The sequence below is a fragment of the Rivibacter subsaxonicus genome, from assembly GCF_004217215.1.
Taxonomy (GTDB): domain Bacteria; phylum Pseudomonadota; class Gammaproteobacteria; order Burkholderiales; family Burkholderiaceae_C; genus Rivibacter; species Rivibacter subsaxonicus.
The window spans coordinates 1-20,619 of sequence record NZ_SHKP01000010.1; the positions used below are offsets into that span (position 1 = coordinate 1).

Below are 20,619 nucleotides of genomic sequence, written 5' to 3' on the forward strand. Positions count from 1 at the left end.
GCGGTGAAGGCCGCGATGATGCAGTACAAGTGCGTGGCCGGCGCCGGCGAGGTGCGTGCGGTGCAGGAGTTCAGCTTCAAGATCGACTGACGAGCGTCCCGGCAGCGGGTGCACTCAGCGCAAAGGGCCACCGAGAGGTGGCCCTTTGCTTTTGGTCGCCGCCTGCTGTGCCCGATCAGGCGCGGCGGGGCCGGAGCGCGCGACCCAGTCGATCGGTGCGTCGAGCGCTGCGTCGCGCGCAAAGCCGCCGCGCAGCGCGACGTGGCAGCGTCAGGTCGTCATGAGCGAAGCTAGCATGGCCCGACCCCGGGGTGCCGCCGCCTCATGCGGCCAGATCCGGCGTCCGCCGTCACGCCGGCGGGAACTTCGAGGCGGCGAGCGCGCTCACTCACGTCGCCCGCGCCACGCGCGTGGCGGCCTTCAGCAAGGAGACTGTCCGATGACTGCCGAAAGCCGCAGCACGCTGAGTCGACGTGAACTGTTGCGAGGCGGCTCGTTGCTCGCCGCTGCGCTGCCGTGGACCCGGGCCGGCGTCGCGGCCGACCCTCCAACGCCCCTTGCCACGCGGCCGATTCCCGCGACCGGCGAGCCGTTGCCGTTGGTCGGGCTCGGCAGTTGGATCACCTTCAACGTCGGCCGCGACCGCGCGGCGCGCGAGGCCTGCGCCGAGGTGATGCGTGCCTTCTTTGCCGCAGGAGGGCGCATGATCGATTCGTCGCCGATGTACGGTTCCTCGCAGTCGGTCATCGGCGAGGGGCTGGCCCGGCTCGGTGGCGCAGCAACGGTGTTTGCCGCCGACAAGGTGTGGACCGTCGCCGACGGGCCGGCGCAGATCGAGGCATCGCGCCGTCACTGGAACCTGCCACGCTTCGACCTGCTGCAAGTGCACAACCTGCTGGGCTGGGAGGCGAACCTGCCGACGCTGTTCTCGATGAAGGCGGCCGGGCAACTGCGCTACGTCGGCATCACGACCTCGGAGGGCCGACGCCACCGCGAGATCGAGGCGCTGATGCGCAGCCAGCCGATCGACTTCGTCCAGCTCAGCTACAACCTGCTCGACCGCGAGGCCGAGCAGCGCCTGCTGCCGCTGGCGCGCGAGCGCGGCATCGCCGTCATCGCCAATCGGCCCTTTCGCGAGGGCGCGCTGCTGCGCGATCTGCAGCGCCATCCGCTGCCGGCCTGGGCGACGGAGATCGACTGCGACGGCTGGGCCCAGTTCGCGCTCAAGTTCATCGTCTCGCACCCGGCGATCACCTGCGCGATCCCGGCCACCGCCAGCGTGGCGCATGTGCGGCAGAACCTGGGCGCCGCCCGCGGCCGCCAGCCAGACGCTGCGATGCGAAGGCGCATGGCCGAACATGTGGCGGCGCTGTGATGTCGGAGGGCTCGCGCTACGAGCTGGCGGACCTGCTGCTGTTCTCTGCGCGCACCTACTACCGGCAGTTCGAGCTCTACAACGCAGAGCTCTGGCCGGCGCAGCTCTTTGGCATCGGCCTCGGCTTGGGCATCCTGGCGCTGGTGCGCAGCGGCACGTCGCGATCGGCGCGCGCGGTGCCGCTGCTGCTGGCCGCATGCTGGCTGTGGGTGGCGTGGGCCTTCCATCTGCAGCGCTACGCCGACATCAACTGGGCCGCGACCTGGTTTGCTGCCGCCTTTGCCACTCAGGGCCTGATGCTGCTGCTGGCCGGTGCCGGCGCCGCAGCGCGCCCGTCCGTGGGCCCGGTGCGCGCGGCGAGCTCTGCGATCGGCCTCGGCCTGATGGTCTTTGCGCTCTTCGTTCAGCCGTGGATCGGCGTGCTGTTCGGTCGCGCGTGGCGCCAGGCCGAGTTCTTCGGCCTCGCTCCAGATCCGACGGTAGTGTTCACGCTCGGGGTGCTGCTGTTGCTGCAGCCGGTCAGGCAGGGCCAGACACGGACACGACCGCTGCCGGCATTGCTGTGGCCGATTCCGCTGCTGTGGTGCGCGGTGAGCGGCGCGACGCTGTGGACGATGCGGGCGCCGGATGCCGTGGTGATGCCGCTGGCGGCGCTGGTGGCAGTCGTCGGCCTCGGGATCCGCGCGTGGAGCCGAGCCTAGGCGGCACCGACGCGATCGAAGCCGAACAGCACCGCCACCGCAATCACCGCCGCCACCGGCCCGGCCGCGGGGTGGACGATCGCGGCAATGATCGGCGCGACCAGGATCAGGTTGCGCAGCCCCCAGCTGTAGAGCACGCCGGCGCGTCGCACGTAGACGGTGCCGGCACTCGACCAGCGCTGGCGCGCCTCGGACTCGACCGGCATCGAACCGATGAAGCTGGCGTGGTTGTAGTAGCGCACCGCCATCGCCGAGCACAGCAGCGAGGCGAACAGCAGCGCCATCAGCGCGAGTTCGAGCGCCAGCCGCGCGCTGAAGGCGGGCCCGCCGGCCGGCGCCACGCCGAGGCTGGCGTGCAGTGACGGCGCCGCCAGCGTTACCGAACCCATCAGCGCCAGCGCGGCGGTGGAGGCGGTCAGCGTGGCCGACATCAGCGAGTTGCGCAGCGTCTGCACCGCCAGCAGTTCCGAGCCCTTCTGCGCGGAGAGGGTGGCGAACCATTCCTCGCGCAACGCGGCGTGGGCCGAGCGCGCCAGCCGCTGCGGGTCGCGTCGGTGGGCCAGCGCGAGCACAAGCTCGTAGCCGAGCAGCACGCCGACGGTTGCTGCCGCGGCCAGCCAGGCTTGGGTCTCGCTCATCGCGGGCGCTCAGGCAGCGTGCGCGACGGCCGCCTGCCGGCGCCGCTCGACCAGTTCGAACAGGCCCATGCCAGCCAGCATCGCGGCGACGAACACGAATGCCTTGAACTCGCCCATGCCGAGCGCGACCAGCCCCGGCCCCGGGCAGAAGCCGGCGATGCCCCAGCCGATGCCGAACAGCGTGCTGCCGGCCAGCAGGCGGCGATCGATATGGCGCGCGGTCGGCAGCTTCATCTCGGCACCGATGAGGGAAACGGTGCGCTCGCGCGCGACGAAGAAGGCCAGCACGCCAACTGCGATGGCGCCGAGCATCACGAAGGCGAGCGAGGGGTCCCAGGCGCCGGCGAGGTCGAGGAAGCCCAGCACCTTGGCCGGGTCGGCCATGCCGGAGACGATCAGGCCGAGTCCGAACAGCAGGCCGGCGAGCAGGGAAGTGAGAACGGGCAGCATTGCGAGCTCCTCAAAGACCGAGCAGGTGACGGGTCACGAACACCGTCGCGAAGCCGGCGCCCATGAACGCGAGCGTGGCCGCCAGCGAGCGCGGCGACAGCCGCGACAGCCCGCAGACGCCGTGGCCGCTGGTGCAGCCCGAGCCGTAGCGGGTGCCTACGCCGACCAGCAGCCCGGCCGCGACCAGCGCGCCGAAGCCGGCATCGACGCGCGGCGTCGGCAACTGGCCGAACAGCGCATAGGCCAGCGGCGCACCGACCAGCCCGAGCACGAAGGCCGCGCGCCAGCCGATGTCGCCGCGCACCGGCCGCAGCAAGCCGCCGATGACGCCGCTGATGCCGGCGATGCGGCCGTTGAGCAGCAGGAACATCGCCGCGGCGATGCCGATCAGCACGCCGCCCGCGAGCGCGGACCAGGGCGTGAACTGGTTCCAGTCGATGGTCATCGTGATCACTCCTTCGGACAGTACAGGCGGTGCAGCAGCGCCAGGATCTCGAGCAGCGAGCGGTCGGCGACGCTGTAGTAGATGTTCTTGCCCTCGCGCCGGGTGCTGACCACGCCCTCGCCGCGCAGCACGCCGAGCTGCTGCGAGAGGGTGGGCTGGCGGATCTCGAGCTGCTCCTCGAGCTCGCCGACGCACATCTCGCCCTGCGAGAGCTGGCACAGCAGCAGCAGCCGGTCCTCGTTGGCGAGCAGCTTCAACGCGCCGACGGCCTGCGTGGCGCCGGCGCGCAGGGCCTGGGGATCGATCATGAGTCGCGAGCGTGGCATGGGTTGGCTCCGGTTTGACAACAGTATATCAAAAGATATAACATGTGCACACAGATTGATTGAACATCCCCGGAGTACCCGATGAGCACCCGCAGCACGACCCAAGGCTTCTTCGACCCGCAGACCTGGACCGTGTCCTATGTCGTGTGGGACCACGCCACGCGCCGTGCCGCAGTGATCGATCCGGTGCTCGACTACGACTTCAAGTCGGGCCACACCGGCACCGCCTCGGCCGACCTGATGCTCGACTACCTCGAGCGGCATGCGCTGCAGGTCGACTGGATCCTCGAGACCCACGCCCACGCCGACCATCTCTCGGGCGCGCGCTACCTGCAGCAGCGGGTCGGCGGGCGCATCGCCATCGGCGAGCACATCCGCGCGGTGCAGGCTACCTTCAAGAAGCTCTACAACCTGGAGCGCGGCTTCCTGCCCGACGGCAGCCAGTTCGACCACCTGTTCAAGGACGGCGAGCGCTTTCGCATCGGCGAGCTCGAGGCCACCGCGCTGCTGGTGCCGGGCCACACGCCGGCCGACATGGCCTACCTGGTCGACGGTGCGGTCTTCGTCGGCGACACGCTGTTCATGCCCGACGTCGGCAGCGCGCGGGCCGACTTCCCCGGCGGCGACGCGCACCAGCTCTACCGTTCGATGCGGCGCCTGCTCGCCCTTCCTCCGCAGACCACGATGTATGTCTGCCACGACTACCCGCCCGCCAACCGCGAGCCGGCCTGGCAGACCACGGTGGCCGAGCAGCGCGCACTCAACATCCACGTGCACGACGGCGTCGGCGAGGACGAGTTCGTCGCCATGCGCAAGGCGCGCGACGCCACGCTCGAGGTGCCGACGCTGATCCTGCCGTCGATCCAGGTCAACGTACGTGCCGGCCAACTGCCGCCGGCCGACGACAACGGGGTGGCCTACCTGCGCATCCCGCTCAACGCGCTGCCGCTGCACCGCTGAGCACGACGGCTCACCACACGCGGCAGGGCTTGGCGCGCACCATCGGCTGGTCCGGCTTGCAGGCAAAGGCCTGCGCGAACTCGGGCATGTTGGCGAGCACGCCGTTGACCCGGTGGCGCGCCGGCGAGTGCGGGTCGTTCAGCGCCTGCAGTCGCAGCCGCTCGGGCCGCTCGTTGCCGCAGGCCCATTGCGCCATGCCGATGAAGAAGCGCTGCTCGGGCGTGAAGCCGTCGCGCGCCTGCAGGTCCTGGCCGGCGGTCGCGGCCTTCCACGCGGCGTAGGCGAGGATCGTGCCGCCGAGGTCGGCCACGTCCTCGCCGAGCGTGAGGCGGCCGTTGATGCGGATCTCGTCGACCACCGTGTAATGCGAGTACTGGTCGACAACGCATTGCGCGCGCTGCTTGAAGGCGGCGGCATCCTGCTTGGTCCACCAGTCGCGCAGGTTGCCCTGGGCGTCGAACTGGCGACCCTCGTCGTCGAAGGCATGGGTGAGCTCGTGGCCGATGGTCGCGCCGGTGTTGCCGTAGTTGGGCGCGTCGTCCATGCGTGGATCGAACAGCGGCGGCTGGAGGATGCCGGCCGGGAAGTTGATGCTGTTCATCTGCGGGTCGTAGTAGGCGTTGACGGTCGGCGGCGTCATGAACCATTCGCCGCGGTCCAGCGGGCGCCCGATCTTGGCCAGCTGCCGCGCGCGCTCGAAGCCCAGGCTGCGCTGCACGTTGCCGACGAAGCCCTCGCGCGCGATCGCCAGCCCGCCGTAGTCGCGCCAGCGCTCGGGGTAGCCGACCTTGTCGGAGATGGCCTGGAGCTTGGCCAGCGCCGCGGCCTTGGTGGGCTCGCTCATCCAGTCGAGCGCCTCGATGCGGGCGCGCATCGCGTCCTCGATGTGCCGCGTCATCGCAACCGCGGCGTCGCGCGTGGCCGGCGCGAAGGTCTTCTCCACGAACATCTGGCCGAGCGCTTCGCCGAGGTCGCGGTCGACCCACTGCACGCACTGCTTCCAGCGCGGCGGCATGGACTCGATGCCCTCCAGCGTCTTGCCGTAGAAGTCGAAATGCGCCTGCGCGAAGGCCGGCGAGAGATACGGTGACTGCGAGCGCAGCAGGTGCCAGCGCAGGTAGCTCTTCCACTCGGCAAGCGGCCGGCCCGCGAGCAGCCCGCCGAGCGCCCGCATGAAACGCGGCTGAGTCACGTTGAGCGCGGTGTCGGCCGCCACGCCGCTGGCCTCGAGGTAGGCGCGCCAGTCGAAGCCCGGCGCCAGGCCTTGCAGCTCGGCCAGCGTCATGCGGTGGTAGACGCCGCGCGGATCGCGCTTCTGCTCGCTGGTCAGCGAGGCCGCGGCCAGTGCGGTCTCGATGCCGAGCACCTCGCGCGCCGCCGAGCGCGCCTGCACCGGCGTGGCGCCGGCCAGCTCGAAGCTGCGCGCCACATGGGCCTGGTAGGCGCGCTTCAGCGCCAGCGAGGCCTTGTCGCGCTTGAAGTAGTGGTCGCGGTCGGGCAGGCCGAGACCGGCGGCGTCGGCGACCGCGATCACCTGGCTCGAGTCGGCGGCGTCCTGTTCGGCGCCGAAGCGGAACAGGCTGTGCCCGGCGCCCAGGCGATGCAGCCCGGCCAGCAGCGGTGCCAGTGCCGCGCGCGAGTCGAGTTGCTCGATCGCGGCCAGCGGGCCGGCGAGCGCGGCGAGACCGGTGTCGGCATCGGCCGCGGTCTCCGCCGCCACGCAGGCGGCGAAGTAGTCGCCCGCCTTCTGTTCATGCGCCGCGCGCGCCGAGCCCGGCTCGGCCGCGGCGATCAGCAGGCCCCACAGGTAGCGCAGGTTCTCGTCCTGCAGCTTGGCGTAGACGCTCCAGCCGGCCTCGTCGGGCGGGATCGGGTTGTTCTTCATCCAGCCGCCACAGCTGAAGCGGTGGAAGTCGACACAGGCGTCGACCTCGCGGTCGAGCGAGCTCGGGTCGAGGCTGGGCGCGTAGGGCAGCGTGCTCAGCGGCTGCGGCTGCCGGGCCGGCGCCGCGCCGGCGAGAAGCAACAGCGCCAGCAGCGGGGCGAGGCGACGAGGGGAGAACAGCGGCATCGAGGGTGCGGGCGTGACGGCAAGACGCGCAGTCTGCCGTGGCCTGCGCCGGGCTCAGCGCGCCTGGTCGCCGGCGGCCAACGCCCGCGTGAAGGCCAGCGGCTCCAGCCCAGGCAGCGAGTGGCAGGTCGGCGAGAGCGCATCCTTGTCCGGCGGGCATGCGCGGTCGCGGTCGAGCGACCAGTGATGCAGCCCGGCCAGGCCGAGCGCGCGCGCATCGCGTGCCAGCGCCTGCGCGTCGGCCAGCGTGAACACGTTCTCCGCGACGTCGTTGCGGCCCAGCATCGCGGTCAGCGCGATGCGGTTGTAGGGCACGCCGTGCTTGCGATGCAGGTTGTGCGCGGCCTGCAGCGCCGAGGCGTGCATGTCGCAGCGGCCGTCCTTGCCGACCACGCAATGGGCGGCCGAGGCCGGGCCGTAGTTCATCACCATCAGGTTGATCACGGCGCCGCCGAGCTGGTGGCGCTTGATGGCGGCCATCAGCGTGTCGCCGAGCGCGTTGAGGCTGGCGCCGCCGCCGTCGCTGGCGGCGAAGGTGGCCACCGTGAACGAAAAGCGCAGCTTCGGATGCCGGCGCTGCGCCGTCTTGACCCGCTGCACCAGCGAGTCGACCTCGGCCGGGGTCTGCTTGCCCTCGATGTCGAAGTCGAAGCCGCGCAGCATCTTCGATGCGTAGCGCGCCATGAAGCGCGCCATGCCCTCGTCGCTGGCGCAGGTGAACACGCCGCCCTCGCCGCCGGTCGAGACGATGTAGGGCATGCCGGCCTTCTCGAAGGCCGCGACGTTGGCCCGCGCGACGAGGTCGGCATCGAGGCCGATCCAGCGCTCGGCGCCACATTCGCCAACCGCGAAGGCCCAGCTCAGCGTGCTGCCGGCGGGCAGCACCTCGGCCGCCGGCAGCAGCGTGCGCTTGCCGCTCACCGCGGTGGCCATGCGGGGGTCTGCCGGCTCCAGCGACTGCGCGAGATCCTTGTAGGGGCCGAAGACAAAGCGGTCGACCGGCGCGCCGCGTTCTTGCGCGAACGCGGTAGTCGAGATCGATCCCAGCGCGAGTGCAGTGGTGGCGACCACTGCGCGGATACGTCGTGCGTTTGCGAGTGCTTGATGTTGGCCGTTCTTCATGTTCGATGAGGTTCTTCGCCGCCAGTCGTTCACCACAGGTCGACGCTGGAACGCGAGGTGAGCGCCGGGCGCGGTCATGGGCCCAGGCTGCTCAGAGGTCGTAGAAGGTGTTGACCGTCAGCCGGCCCTGGCGCGGGTCGCTGCTCAAACTGCGGGCGGGGTTGATGCAGGCGCTGTGCAACAAGCTGCCGGGATACACCACCAGGCGGTTGAAGCGGGCGGGCATCATGCCGAGAAAGCTGAACTGCTCGTCGGAGCGGTCGAAGTAGCGCGCCGGCGGGGTGCGGCGCTTGACTTCTGCGTGATAGACGTCGAGGTAGCGCTCGCGATCCTCGGCAGTGATCCGCTGCAAGCCCGTGGCGTTGTGGCGGTAAAAGCCGGTGCCGCCATGGCTTTCGTCGCACAGATAGAGCAAGGCCGCCATGTAGTGCGGCGTGCTGGCGTCGAAGTGCGGTGTGCGCTGCAGCGGCCCCAGTTCTTCGGGCTGGGTGGTGGTGAGGGAGAAGGCACTCAGTCCCACCTTGATGTCCAGTTGTTCCGGCACCTGGAAATTGATCCTGATGAGCGGGTCCAGCAACTCCGTGAGCGCTTGCGTGTAGGCCGCCGGAGCCGCGGCACGCAGGCCCGGGTAGCCCTTCCCTTCGGCCCGCGTGGCAGACGGCTCGAAGCGGCTTTGGCAGGCGGCTTCCACCAAGGCTTGCGGGTCTTGCAGGAAGTTGTCGATGAAGACGATGTTCTGCCCGCCGATGTTCACGGATCGGACGTCGGGGGGCATGCGGATGGCGACGGGCGGACTCATGGGACGGGCCGCTGGGGCAGGTTCGTGGGTGCGCAGCGAGGGGCGCTGGCTCGATCATAAAAAAAGCCCGGCCTGAGCCGGGCTTCTCGGAAAGGCGGGCCGAAGCTCGCCCGCCATCAGAACCTGGCGCTCACGCCAAGCTGATAGGTGGTTTCACCCTCGAACGACCAGGCCGGGAAGCCGTCGCGCAGCGAGGGGCGCTGCGCCGGGGCGTTGCCAGCACCGTACTGCACCGAGTCTTCCTTCGTCAGGTTGACCGCCTCGAAGGTCAGGCGCAGGTTCTTGGTGATGTTCCAGCCGAGGCTCAGGTCCAGGCTGCCGATGTCGTCGTGCCAGCGGTTGCCGTACCAGCCGTTCTCGCGAACCATGTACTTGGAGCGCCAGCTGTAGGCCAGACGGGCCGAGTAGCTTTCGTTCTCGAAGTAGCCCACCAGGTTGACGTTGTTGCGCGAGGACAGCGTGAAGACGTTGATTTCGTCCTGGTAGCTGGTGGCTGGCGCCGTGGCATCGGAGTAGGTGTAGTTGGCGGCTACGCCGAAGCCGTTGTCGAAGGCATGGTTGCCCTGCAGCTCGATGCCCTTGATCTTGCCGCCGCCGGCATTGATGTAGCGGTTGACGGTCCAGTTGTCGAGGCCGGTGTCGGGGCTCACCACGCCGACGCTCTGGTTCAGCAGGGTCTGCGTGGTGACGAAGTTGTTGATCTTCTTGTAGAAGATCGCCGCGGCCACCACGTTGCCGCGACCGTAGTAGTGCTCGATGCCAAGGTCGAACTGGCTGGACTTCTGCGGCTTCAGGGTGGGCGAGCCGTAGTTGAACGCGTCGTTGGAGGCGTTGGTGTCGTCAAAGCCGACCACCGACGTCAGGAACATGTTGTCGTAGTTCGGACGGGTGATCGCCTGGGCGGCAGCAAAGCGCAGCAGCGTGTCCTTGCGCAGGTCGTAGACGACGTTCAGGCTCGGCAGGAAGTCGTCGTAGGTCTGCTTCTCGGTGACCTTGTTCGTGCTCCAGCCGTTGTTCTGACCGACGTCGGTCGTCGGGGTGCCGTCGAAGGCAAAACCCGTCGCCGAGACCTCGGTGCGGATGTAGCGCAGGCCGAAGTTGCCGCGCAGGGCTTCCTTCTCGAACTCGAGCATGCCGTACAGGGCCGAGTTCTTTTCGTTCAGCTGCGCGTAGGCCGAGCGGTCTTCAACCCAGTTGCTGATGTTGGCCGAGGCCAGGCCCAGCGCGGCGTCGATGTTCGGACGCGGAACGCTCCAGCCGCCCACCACGTCCAGGTTGCCGCTGTACAGGCTGGCCGTGTCGCCCGGGAGGGCGGTCGCCGCGTGCACGCCACGGAAACCCGTGCGCGTGAACGTGTGGTCGCTCGCCCGCACGCCGGTCTTGAAGGAGCTCAGACCGTTCCAGTCGATGTCGATGGTGCCGTCCGCCTGGACGAAGTTTTCCTTGTCCTCGTTGGGGCCGCGGCCGGAGGCCCAGCTTTCCGGCGCCGAGGTGGCGGGCAGGTTGCCGACGCCGATGCTCTGGTTGGAGCTGGGATGGATGGCAATCTGCTTGCCGCGGGCGTCGATCGTGCCGGTCCAGAACGGCAGGTTGGCCGCACCGGTGACCGGGGCCCATTGGCCGTAGGCGAAGTTCGCCGTCTGGTCGGTGCCGCCGGTGGCCTTGGTCGTGCCGACCACGCCGGACAGCCTGAAGCCGTCGCCCCTGTAGGCACCGTCCAGCACCAGGCTGTCCGAATCCATCGAGGCCTTGCGGATCCAGTTCTGCAGGAACACGTTGTCCGTCGCCGGGCTGGCCGTGTCGCGGGTGTGCAGCGTGCACAGGCCCGCCGCATTGGTCTGCTGGCAATTGCCGGAGTTGCCCGTGAAGATGTAGTGGCTGGTGTTGGAGTTGTTGGCATCCAGCTCCAGGTGCAGGTAGTTCAGGCCGATGTCGAAGCCATCCGCCGGACGGGCCTGCAGCGTCACGTTCAGGGCCTTGCGCTCGCGCTCCTGCACGAAGGTCGTGGGCGCCACGTCGCCAGACCAGCGCATGTCGGCTTCGACGCCGCGGCGGATGTAGTCGCCCTTCTCGAACACGCCGGCGACCAGCACGCCAAAGGTCTTCGCGTCGTTCTTCCAGCTGTAGAGGCCCGAGACATCCCCGCTCGTGTCGCTGATCGTGCCCTTGCCGACCTTGAGGCTGCCGAAGACGGTGTTGGCGTCCAGGTCCAGCGGCTTGCGCGTATTGACGATCACGGTGCCGCCGATGCCACCTTCGGTCAGGTCGGCCTGCGACGATTTGTACACCTTCAGGCCGCCGACCAGCTCGGCGGGCAGCAGGGAGTAGTTGAAGGAGCGGTCGACCGACTTCTGGTCATACCAGCCCGTGGAGGCCACCGACTGACCGTTCAGGGTGGTGTAGGTCATCTGCGGGTCGGTGCCACGGATGGAAACCGAAGCGCCCTGGCCGAAATCGCGACCCACCGAGATGCCCGGGATGCGGCCCAGAGCTTCGCCCACGTCGGCGTCGGGCAGCCTGCCAATGTCCTCGGCGGATACGGCGTCCACCACGGCGTTGGCGTTCCGCTTGACGTTCGCGGCCGTTGCCAGCGAGGCACGGATGCCGGTGACGGTGACCGTTTCCAGATCGGCCTTCGTCTCGGGTGCTGCGGGCGCGGCCTGCTGGGCCTGCACCGCGAAGGCGGCGCTCATCAACAGGAGCGCCACGGCCGATGCGACGGGGGTGTGGTTGCACTTCATTGCTCACCTCTGCGGTGTTGTGGCCTCGGGATGCCCTTGGCCGATGGATTGATCGGGCGATTCGGTGCCTGACTGCGTGTCTGGCCCTTGCTGCTCTGGTTTGTTGCTGCCTGTTTCCGCCGCCGTCCTGGCGCGTGACCGGTGGGCCTACTGGTAGTGCCAGACTGCATGCCAGCGATGGAAATTCGACGCCAAGAAGAGTACCACTTAGAGCCAGTTTGCTACCACTTGGTAGAAACGAGAATCCGCGGCTTTGTTGCAACTATTTCGCAGGAGCTGCGGAGCGCCGGCGGTTGTCATTTGGTGCGCTCGGTGATGCTGCTGGTGCGCCCACTGGCGCGTTATTGGTATTATTTTGGTTCGGCGACGAGGGGGCGCGCCGATGCGGCGCGGCATTTCGCCTCAAGTCCCCGGCGGCCAAGGAGGGCCGCAGCAGCATGAAATCGCTCGCCAAGACCCTGCGCGCGCTCGATCCCGCCAGCAGCCAGCCGCTCTACCAGCAACTGCAGCGCGCGCTGCGCGAGGCGATCGAGAAGCAACTGCTCGGGCCGGACGACGCCCTGCCCTCGGAGCGCCAGCTGGCGATCGACCTCGGCGTCTCGCGCATCACGGTGCGCAAGGCGATCGACGGTCTCGCGGCGGAAGGGCTGCTGGTCAGCCGCCAGGGCTCGGGCAACTTCGTACGGCCGCACATCGACAAGAACTTCGCCAAGCTGACCTCGTTTCACGAGGACATGCAGTCGCGCGGCCAGGTCCCGCGCAGCGAGTGGCTCAAGCGAACCGAGGGCACGGTTTCGCCCGACGAGGCGCTGAAGCTTGCGCTGAGCCCGGGCACCCTGGTCTATCGCTTCCACCGCCTGCGCTATGCCGACGATGCGCCGATGGCGCTCGAGTACGCCACCGTCGTGGCCTCGTGCCTGCCGTCGATCGACGCGGTGCAGGAGTCGCTCTACGAGGCGCTGCAGAAGGCGGGCAACCGCCCGGTGCGCGCGCTGCAGCGGCTGCGCGCGCTGCTGCTCGACGATGAGCAGGCCCGGCTGCTGCAGGCCGAGCCGGGCGACGCCGGGCTGCTGGTCGAGCGCCTGGGCTTCCTGCGCGACGGGCGTGCGGTGGAGCTGAGCCACTCCTACTACCGCGGCGACACCTACGATTTCGTCGCCGAGCTCAGCGCCTGAGCGTTCAGAAGTCGCAGCGGCTCGGAAGCGCGGGTTCTGCCGCCGGGACCGTGTCGACGCGGGCATGACCGGCGCGACGCCGGGCCTGCACCGCGGCCTCCACCTGCGCCGGCGACAGCATCGCGTCGCGGGCGTGGAACACCCAGTCCACGTCCTGGCGCCAGACCCGTGGCTCGGCGCTCGCCGGCAGCAGGCCGCCGGGCGAGAACCAGAGGTTGAAGCTGATTGCCATCGGCTGCACCGGCACGTTGCGACCGGCGTGGCGCGCGAGTTCGCGGCCGTCGAGGAAGACCCGCACGTGGTCCTGCGCGACCTGCGCCATCAGCACATGCCAGCCGTCGAGCGCACGGCGTTCCTCGTGGCTGGCGTTGAAGGCCTGCCACGGCTCGATCTGCACCGTCTGCCACGAGATCGCGTAGAGCCGCGTGTCCGGGCTGCCCCAGCCGCCGTTGGGCAGGTACTCGAAGTCGACCTCGCTGAAGTTCGGGTCGAAGTCGTGCTTGAGCGGCGCCACCGCGTAGAAGGTCTGGATCACCGGATCGCCGTCGATGCCCGACTGCGGCCGATCGTTGAAGCGGATCCGCGCCGCGTAGGTGCCGCGCAGGAACTTGCGCGCCTGGCAGAGCTGGGTCTGGGCGGTGCCCTGCGGCGTGCCGTCGGTGCGCGCCTCCATGCGCAGCAGCCGGTTGCCGGGGCGGGCCGGGTCATCGACCAGGCTGATCAGCTCCGGTGCCCAGCGCGCGCCCGGCACGCCGGGGTGGCCGGCGGCGGCGCGCAGTGTCCAGCCACCGGCGGCGAGGGTCGCGGTGTCGGCATCGCCGAAGTCGTCGAAGAAGATGGCCGGTGCTGCCGGCGCGGCAGCCTGCGCGGCCGAGGCCAGAGCCAGCGTCAGCGCGAGGACGGCGATGCGCATCAGGCGCCGGCCGGCTTGTTGCCGACGGCGTCGACCGCGGCGTCGGGCGCGGTTGAGGTCGCGTCGCTGCGTCCGGGGATCCTGACGAAGAACATCAGCGCCAGCACCGGCAGGCCGCACAGCACCGTCCACAGGAAGAAGCGCTCGTAGCCGAGGGCGAGCTGGATGTCGCCGCTGATGGTCTTGGAGAGGATGAAGCCAAGCTGCATCACGCCGGTGCCCAGGGCGTAGTGCGCGGTCTGGAAGCGGCCCGGCGCCACCGCCTGCATGATGTAGAGGATCATGCCGACGAAGCCGAAGCCGTAGCCGAACATCTCGATGCTCACTGCGGTGCCGATCACGTTGAGGTCGCTCGGTCGTGCATGCGCGAGCCAGGCGAACACCAGGTTCGGCACCATCATGCCGAGGATCAGGAAGAACATCGCGCGCTTGAGGCCGAGCCACGACGTGAAGTAGCCGCCGAGGATGCTGCCGAGCAGGAAGGCCAGCGTGCCGGCGGTGCCGTAGACGATGCCGATCTGGTCGGTCGTCAGGCCCAGGCCGCCCTGGTCGCGTGCCTCGAGCATGAACAGCGGACCGATGGTCTGCACCTGGCCCTCGGCGGCGCGGAACAGCACGATGAACAGGATCGCCAGGCCGATGCCCGGCTTGGACAGGAAGTCGCCGACCACGTCGCGCAGCGTGCGAGTGACGCTGGCCAGCGTGAGGTCGGCATGGCCGGTGTTGAGCGTGCCGGGCAGCGCCCAGGCGTTGTAGGCGGCGATGGCGGCCAGCAGCACCGCGAGCAGCACGAAGATCGCGCTCCAGGCGTTGTGCACGCCGACGCTCTTTTCAAGATGCCCCGCCAGCACCAGCAACCCGCCGAGGGTGAGGAACTTCGAGGCGTTGAAGAAGGCACCCTGCCAGCCGGCGTAGGCGGCCTGCGAGCGCGCGTCGAGTGCTGCCATGTAGAGGCCGTCGCAGGCGATGTCATGCGTGGCCGAGGCGTAGGCGAGCAGGAACAGCACCGCGATGCTGGCCGCGAAGAACATCGGCAACTGCACCGCCAGCGCCAGCAGCGCCAGGCCGATCGCGCCGGTGAACTGCAGCGCGACGACGATCAGCTTCTTGCTGCGCGCCATCTCCAGGAACGGGCTCCACAGCGGCTTGAAGGCCCAGGCCAGGCCGAGCACGCCGGTCCAGCGCGCGATCAGGTCGTTGGCCACGCCCATGCTCTTGAACATCAGGCCGGCGATCAGCATGACGACGAAGAACTGCAGGCCTTGCGCGAAGTAGAGCGTCGGCACCCAGCTGATCGGGGAGCGCTTCTTTACCGTGACGGCGGGGGCGGTGTGGTCGGCGGTGGTCATCGGCGGGCTGGCAGGAGAAGTCGGGGCGCGGTCGTTCAGGCGGCGCGCGGGGCGAGAGTGACCGGCGGCGTGGGCAGGGCGTCGGCGCGGCCGTCGAGCCAGGCCTTGACCGCGGCCAGCGCGCCATCGGCGTAGCCCCAGCTGACGAGCGCCGCGGCCGCCACGTCGAGCGCCTGGTATGGGTTCCACAGCACCAGGTGCAGGTCCGGCCGCCAGCCGGCCGCGGCGGCACCGTAGCGGGCGCGGTGGTTGGAGGCCAGCACGTTGAAGCGGCCGTCGCGCGGCATCGAGGCGCCGTCGAGATCGTCGAGGCGGGCGAGCGCGATCAGCTCCACGTCCTTGAAGCCGGCAAACAGCGCGGCGATCTGCTCGGCCGAAGGCCCGGCCTCGGACACGCCATCGCAGGGCACGCTGCGCTGAGTGAAGACGCGCAGGCGTTCGTCGGCGCGCGGCGGGCGCGGTGCGCCGAGCGCGACCAGGCCACGGGCCCAGGCGGCGCGCATCAGCGCGTCATCGCTGGCGCGCTGCTCGTCGGCGTACGACTCAGCGCGGATCGGGAAGCGGGTCGCCAGCGCGGCGACGCGCCCGCGTGCCTGGTCGGCGCGTGCGAGCGGCACGCTGCCGTCGCGCAGCGCGGCATCGATCGATTCGATCGCCGCTAGCTGTTCGTGGCGCGCGCCCTGCGCCAGCACCAGGTCGGCGCCGGCCTGCAGCGCCAGCACCGCGGCGCGGGCATGGCCGTAGCGCTCGTGGATCGCCTTCATCATCAGCGCGTCGGTGATGACGACGCCGTCGTAGCCCATGGCCTTGCGCAGGATGCCGGTCAGCACCCGCTTGCTCAGCGTGGCCGGATGCTCGGGGTCGATCTGCGGGTAGACGATGTGCGCCGTCATCACGGCGGGCGCGATGGGCGCCAATGCGCGGAAGGGCTTGAGCTCGAGCGCCTCGAGCTGCGCCAGCGTCTTGTCGACCGCCGGCAGCGCATGGTGCGAATCCACATGCGTGTCGCCGTGGCCGGGAAAGTGCTTGACGCAGCAGGCCACGCCCTCGGCCAGCGAGCCGCGCATCCAGGCGCCGGCCAGGCGCGTCACACGCTCCGGCTCCTCGCCGAAGCTGCGCTCGGCGATCACCGGGTTGGCCGGGTTGTTGTTGATGTCGAGCACCGGCGCGAAGTTCCAGTTGATACCGAGGCCGCGCAGGCCGCGCGCCACGGCCGCGCCGATGGCCTCGGACAGCGCCTCGTCATCGGCGGCGCCAAGCGCCATCGCCGCCGGCGGCTGCGGCAGGAAGGTGGCGCGCACCACCGAGCCGCCTTCCTGGTCGATGCCGATCAGCGCCTCGGGCCCCATCAGCTCGCGCAAATCGGCGCAGAGGCGCTTGACCTCGGCCTCGCTGCCGAGGTTCTTGCGGAACAGGCAGACCGCGCGGATGTCGTGCTCGCGGATGAAGTCGGCGGTGGCGGCGGCTAGCGAGGTGCCATCCATGTCGACCATCACCAGATGGCCGGGGCGGATCGTGTTGCTGTTCATCGTGCCGGCTTCTTCGAGCTTCTTCAATGGGTGCGGGTGACCTTGGCGAGGTGGCGCGGCACATCCGGATCGAGCCCGCGCGCACGCGCCAGCGCCTCGACCATCGGATAAAAGCTCTGCACCGCGCAGATCGGGTCGAGCTCCTCGTGGCCGGCCTCGACCAGCGGCAGCTCGGCGCCGGGCGTGCCGGCTGGTGCGGCCAGCAGCACGCGCGCGCCGCGGCCGCGCATCTCCTCGGCCAGCGCGATCAGGCCGGCCTGGGCCGGGCCGCGCGGCGCGAACACCAGCATCGGGTAGCCCTGCTCGACCAGCGCCATCGGGCCATGCTTGACCTCGGCGCCGGAGAAGGCCTCGGCCTGGATGCCGCAGGTTTCCTTGAACTTGAGCGCGGCCTCCATCGCGATCGCCAGGCCGGTGCCGCGGCCGATGACGAACAGCTTGTCGGCCTGCGTCAACGCGTCGACCGCCGGCTGCCAGTCCTGTCGCGCGGCGCGTGCGAGAGCGGCGGGCAGCGCGTGCAGCGCGGCCGTCAGCGCGGCGTCGTCCTGCCAGCTGGCCACGACGCGCGCGCCGGCCACCAGTTGCGCGATGTAGCTCTTGGTTGCGGCCACGCTCTGCTCGGCGCCGGCATGCAGCGGGAACACCCATTCGCTGGCCTGCGCCAGCGGCGAGGCGGCGTCGTTGACGAAGGCCACGGTGCGCGCGCCGCCGTTGCGGAAGAAGCGAGTCGGCGCGACCAGATCCGGGCTCTGGCCCGACTGCGAGAAGGCCAGCGAGACCAGGCCCTGGCACTGGATCTTGCTCTGGTAGAGCGTGATCAGCGACATCGGCAGCGAGGTCACGAGCCGGCCCAGGCGCGCCATGATCAGGTAGGCCATGTAGTGCGCGGCGTGGTCGGAGCTGCCGCGCGCCACGGTCAGCAGCGACTGCGGTGGCATCTCGCGCAGGCCGCGGCCCAGGGTGGCGTAGGCCTCGGTGTCGGCCGCCATCAGGCGGGCCACGGCGTCGGGGGCGTGCAGCGCCTCCTCAAGCATGCGCGAGGTCAATCTCTTCTCCTTCTGCGAAAACGCGGATCAGTTGCAGGTCGCGGTCGAGTACCGCGATGTCGGCGTAGGTGCCGGCGGCCAGCCGGCCGCGGTCGGTGACGCCGAGGTAGTCGGCGGCGTGGGTGCTGGTGCGCATCGATGCCTCGGTGAGGCTGAGACCGAGGCCGACCAGGTTGTAGAGCGCCTGGTCCAGCGTCAGCGTGCTGCCAGCCAGCGTGCCGTCGGCCAGCCGCACGCCGCCCAGGCACTTGGTCACGATGTGGCGGCCGAGGCGGTAGTCGCCGTCGGGCATGCCGGCGGCGGCGGTCGAGTCGGTCACGCAGAACAGGCAAGGCACCGCGCGCAGCGCGGCCTTGATGGCGCCCGGGTGCACGTGCAGCAGGTCCGGGATGATCTCGGCGTACTGCGCATGCGCCAGCGCCGCGCCGACCATGCCCGGCAAGCGGTGGTGCATGCCGCTCATCGCGTTGAACAGGTGGGTGAAGCCGCCGGCGCCGCGCTCGAGCGCGGCCACGCCGTCCTCGTAGCTGCCGCCGCTGTGGCCGATCTGGATGCGAAAGCCGGCCGCGCGCAGCGGCGCGATCAGCTCGAGATTGCCGTCGAGCTCGGGTGCCAGCGTGATCAGGCGGATCGGTGCCAGCGCGTGCAGCGCGAGCACCTCGTCGATCGAGGCCGGCTTGGCGAAGTCGGGCTGCGCGCCGAGCCGGTCGGGGCTGATGTAGGGGCCCTCGAGATGAACGCCGAGCACGCGCGCCGACTGCGGCGCGCGCTGTGCGCAGGCCGGCCCGAGTGCGCGCATCGCGGTCTCGATCTCGACCAGCGGCGCGGTCATCGTGGTCGCCAGCAGCGCGGTGGTGCCGTGGCGCACATGCATGCGCGTGATCTGCGCGATCGCGTCGCCGGCCTCCATCGTGTCGGCGCCGCCGCCGCCGTGCACGTGGGTGTCGACGAAGCCGGGCAGCACGAAGGCGCGCGCCTCGGCGCGGGCCTGCGCCTCGCCGACCGGCGTGCCCTCGATGCGCAGCACGCGGCCACCCTCGTGCTCGAGCGCACCGTGCACGAAGCCCTGCGGCGTGAGGACGTGGCCTTCGATCCGTTGCATCGCGTTCAGCCCTCGCGCCGCATCTCGGCGACGAAGCCGTAGTAGTCGCTGCGACAGTACGACAGCGTCAGCTCCACCGCCTGGCCGCTGGCGAGGTAGCCGACGCGGGTGATGAACAGCAACGCATGGCCGGTCGCCACGCCGAGCATGTTGGCCAGTTGGCCGTCGGCGTTCTGGGCGCGGATGTGCTGCAGTGCGCGCACCGGCTCGCGGCCGCGGCCACGCAGGTACTCGTAGAGCGAGGCCTCGACCGCGTCGGGCTCGGGCACCACCTCCTGTGGCAGCACGCTGACCTCGTAGGCCATCACGACCTCGTCGGCCAGGCGCAGGCGCTCCAGCCGCGCCACCGGCGTGCCGGGCGACAGGCCCAGGCTCAGCTGCTCCTGCGGCGTGGCCGGTGTCAGTGCGCGGTTGAGCCAGCGCGACGACGGCGTGAAGCCGCGCAGGTGCAGTTCTTCGGAAAAACCGGTCAGCCGCGACAGCGGCTGTTCGAGCTGCGGCGCGATGTAGTTGCCGGAACCCTGGCGGCGAACGACCAGGCCCTGGTCCACGAGCTGATCGATCGCCTTGCGCGCCGTCACGCGCGACAGGCTCAGCGAGTCCGACAGCACGCGCTCCGAAGGCAACGCCTCGTTGGTCTGGTAGCGGCCGTCGCGGATCGCCTGGGCCAGGGTCTGGGAGAGTTGCAGGTACAGCGGCGACGCGGCCTGCGCGTCGGGCTGGAAATCGAAGCGCAATCGGCTCATGGGATTCCAGGGGCGAGCGGTTGTCGGATCTGTTCTCGGACCAGTTGCAGCGCGCCGTCGATCGCGTCGCCGGCCGGCTTCACGCAGCGCGCGCGCGTGGCGGCGTCGAGGTAGGGCTCGAGGCGCCGACCCAGGCTGCCGCACAGCGCCAGCGGCAGTTCGGCGCGCGGGTCGATGGCGACGACGGTGGCTTCGATCGCCTGTGCCGCAGCCGCCAACAGTGCGGCGGCCTGCGTGTCGTCGGCCTCGGTCTCGAATACCAGTGGTGCCAGTTCGGCGTAGCGCTGCTGGCCGGCGTGCTCGCACCAGGCCAGCAACTCGGCGCGACTGCCGCCGGCAGTGCGCCAGACCGCGCGCGCCAGGGCGCCAGCGGCGCTGCGGCCATCGAAGGCCTGCTGCGCGATCTGCATGGCAAGCAGGCCAAGCCAGGCGCCGCTGCCCTCGTCGCCGACCGGGAAGCCCCAACCGTTGGCCGAGGTCTCGCGGCCGTCGGCATGGCGCGCCAAGCCGATCGTGCCGGTACCGACCGCGACGATCGTTCCTGGCCGCCCGGCATGCGCGCCGGCCAGCGTGGTGGCGGCGTCGGTGGCGAGTGCCAGTTTGCAGTAGGCAGGCGCCGATGCGAGGAAGCGCTCACGTCTGGTTGCCACCTCGGCACCAGCCAGACCCAGGCCAAGGGCGCAATCGGCCTCGGCGGCCGGCGTCAGGCCGGCGGCCAGGAAGGCGGCGTCGATGGCTTGGCGGATGTTGCGCCAGGCCTGGTCGACGCCCTGGCCCAGGGCTGAGGGCCCCGCCTCGCCCTGACCGAGCCGGCGGCCGGCGCTGTCGACGAGTCGCGCGCGGGTGCCGGTGCCACCACCATCGATGCCGATCAGATAGCGCGCAGCGGGCACTGCCGTGGAGGATGAAGGCGATGGGCGGCGGCTCATGGTCTGATACCAGTGTAGTACCAGACGAGGCAGCGGGTCAATCGCGCCGGCGCCGGCTTTCCCCTGTGAAAACCCTCGTAGCAGGCTGAGTGTGGTCATCGCGGCAGCTCGCCCACCGCGGTCGGTGGTGTGGTCGACAATACCAATTGCTGCGCGCTGGTGTCATCCGACCGCTGGCCGCCGGCGATGGGTCGCGATCGGT

19 protein-coding genes are annotated in these 20,619 nt (G+C 70.1%); 4 read left to right on the forward strand and 15 right to left on the reverse strand.

The features are described 5' to 3' along the window. Positions 1–439: 439 nt before the first annotated feature. The gene (locus EV670_RS17775) at positions 440–1,375 is read left to right on the forward strand and encodes an aldo/keto reductase (protein WP_130434680.1); all 936 of its coding nucleotides are present in this window, start codon (positions 440–442) and stop codon (positions 1,373–1,375) included. Then, positions 1,375–2,076, forward strand: a complete 702-nt coding sequence (locus tag EV670_RS17780; protein ID WP_130434682.1) for a DUF6064 family protein — start codon at positions 1,375–1,377, stop codon at positions 2,074–2,076. Before EV670_RS17775 ends, EV670_RS17780 begins: the two co-directional genes overlap by 1 nt. Here EV670_RS17780 and EV670_RS17785 read toward each other — a convergent pair. From EV670_RS17785 to EV670_RS17800, 4 genes are read right to left on the reverse strand one after another with little or no spacing between them, the layout of a single operon-like run. Beyond that, positions 2,073–2,714 (reverse strand): DUF599 domain-containing protein, encoded by a 642-nt coding sequence (locus EV670_RS17785; protein WP_130434684.1) that lies wholly within the window; start codon positions 2,712–2,714, stop codon positions 2,073–2,075. The genes EV670_RS17780 and EV670_RS17785 overlap by 4 nt on opposite strands. A 9-nt stretch (positions 2,715–2,723) precedes the next feature. After that, positions 2,724–3,164, reverse strand: a complete 441-nt coding sequence (locus EV670_RS17790) for a DUF6691 family protein (RefSeq protein ID WP_130434686.1) — start codon at positions 3,162–3,164, stop codon at positions 2,724–2,726. A gap of 10 nt (positions 3,165–3,174) precedes the next feature. Continuing rightward, the gene (locus EV670_RS17795) at positions 3,175–3,609 is read right to left on the reverse strand and encodes a YeeE/YedE family protein (RefSeq protein ID WP_130434688.1); all 435 of its coding nucleotides are present in this window, start codon (positions 3,607–3,609) and stop codon (positions 3,175–3,177) included. A 5-nt stretch (positions 3,610–3,614) separates the two neighbouring features. Beyond that, entirely contained in the window at positions 3,615–3,935 is a 321-nt protein-coding gene (locus EV670_RS17800; protein ID WP_130434690.1) for an ArsR/SmtB family transcription factor, read from the reverse strand. Between the two features lie 81 nt (positions 3,936–4,016). On the opposite strand from EV670_RS17800, the gene EV670_RS17805 reads away from it, so the two are divergent. Continuing rightward, positions 4,017–4,895: an MBL fold metallo-hydrolase gene (locus tag EV670_RS17805; RefSeq protein WP_130434692.1), complete on the forward strand. Its 879-nt coding sequence runs from the start codon at positions 4,017–4,019 to the stop codon at positions 4,893–4,895. A 10-nt stretch (positions 4,896–4,905) separates the two neighbouring features. Here EV670_RS17805 and EV670_RS17810 read toward each other — a convergent pair whose 3' ends face one another. The 4 genes from EV670_RS17810 to EV670_RS17825 all read right to left on the reverse strand — a co-directional run bounded on the left by EV670_RS17810 (position 4,906) and on the right by EV670_RS17825 (position 11,628). Further along, positions 4,906–6,966, reverse strand: a complete 2,061-nt coding sequence (locus tag EV670_RS17810; RefSeq protein WP_130434694.1) for a M13 family metallopeptidase — start codon at positions 6,964–6,966, stop codon at positions 4,906–4,908. Positions 6,967–7,020: 54 nt separating this feature from the next. Then, the gene (locus EV670_RS17815) at positions 7,021–8,037 is read right to left on the reverse strand and encodes a glycoside hydrolase family 18 protein (RefSeq protein ID WP_130434696.1); all 1,017 of its coding nucleotides are present in this window, start codon (positions 8,035–8,037) and stop codon (positions 7,021–7,023) included. A 142-nt stretch (positions 8,038–8,179) separates the two neighbouring features. Beyond that, the gene (locus tag EV670_RS17820) at positions 8,180–8,887 is read right to left on the reverse strand and encodes a DUF6445 family protein (RefSeq protein ID WP_207225102.1); all 708 of its coding nucleotides are present in this window, start codon (positions 8,885–8,887) and stop codon (positions 8,180–8,182) included. 116 nt (positions 8,888–9,003) lie between these two features. After that, positions 9,004–11,628 (reverse strand): TonB-dependent receptor, encoded by a 2,625-nt coding sequence (locus EV670_RS17825; protein ID WP_130434698.1) that lies wholly within the window; start codon positions 11,626–11,628, stop codon positions 9,004–9,006. 437 nt (positions 11,629–12,065) lie between these two features. Here EV670_RS17825 and EV670_RS17830 point away from each other — a divergent pair, with 437 nt between their 5' ends. Further along, a complete protein-coding gene (locus tag EV670_RS17830) occupies positions 12,066–12,803 on the forward strand; it encodes a GntR family transcriptional regulator (RefSeq protein WP_130434700.1) in 738 nt (245 codons plus the stop codon). Between the two features lie 4 nt (positions 12,804–12,807). On the opposite strand, the gene EV670_RS17835 is transcribed toward EV670_RS17830, so the two are convergent. Genes EV670_RS17835 through EV670_RS17865 form a run of 7 tightly spaced genes read right to left on the reverse strand, consistent with a single transcriptional unit; the run spans position 12,808 to position 20,381 of the window. After that, positions 12,808–13,716, reverse strand: a complete 909-nt coding sequence (locus tag EV670_RS17835; protein ID WP_130434702.1) for a glycoside hydrolase family 16 protein — start codon at positions 13,714–13,716, stop codon at positions 12,808–12,810. Beyond that, positions 13,716–15,065 carry an MFS transporter gene (locus tag EV670_RS17840; RefSeq protein ID WP_130434704.1) on the reverse strand — a complete coding sequence of 450 codons (1,350 nt, stop codon included), beginning with the start codon at positions 15,063–15,065 and terminating at the stop codon, positions 13,716–13,718. Before EV670_RS17840 ends, EV670_RS17835 begins: the two co-directional genes overlap by 1 nt. 35 nt (positions 15,066–15,100) lie before the next feature. After that, the gene (gene nagZ, locus EV670_RS17845) at positions 15,101–16,594 is read right to left on the reverse strand and encodes a beta-N-acetylhexosaminidase (protein WP_242617042.1); all 1,494 of its coding nucleotides are present in this window, start codon (positions 16,592–16,594) and stop codon (positions 15,101–15,103) included. A 23-nt stretch (positions 16,595–16,617) separates the two neighbouring features. Next, positions 16,618–17,628, reverse strand: a complete 1,011-nt coding sequence (locus tag EV670_RS17850; protein WP_130434858.1) for an SIS domain-containing protein — start codon at positions 17,626–17,628, stop codon at positions 16,618–16,620. Beyond that, positions 17,621–18,742 (reverse strand): N-acetylglucosamine-6-phosphate deacetylase, encoded by a 1,122-nt coding sequence (gene nagA, locus EV670_RS17855; RefSeq protein ID WP_130434706.1) that lies wholly within the window; start codon positions 18,740–18,742, stop codon positions 17,621–17,623. Before nagA ends, EV670_RS17850 begins: the two co-directional genes overlap by 8 nt. Positions 18,743–18,747: 5 nt before the next feature. Beyond that, the gene (locus EV670_RS17860) at positions 18,748–19,488 is read right to left on the reverse strand and encodes a GntR family transcriptional regulator (protein ID WP_130434708.1); all 741 of its coding nucleotides are present in this window, start codon (positions 19,486–19,488) and stop codon (positions 18,748–18,750) included. After that, positions 19,485–20,381: a glucosamine kinase nucleotide-binding domain-containing protein gene (locus EV670_RS17865; RefSeq protein ID WP_207225103.1), complete on the reverse strand. Its 897-nt coding sequence runs from the start codon at positions 20,379–20,381 to the stop codon at positions 19,485–19,487. Before EV670_RS17865 ends, EV670_RS17860 begins: the two co-directional genes overlap by 4 nt. Positions 20,382–20,619: the final 238 nt, after the last annotated feature.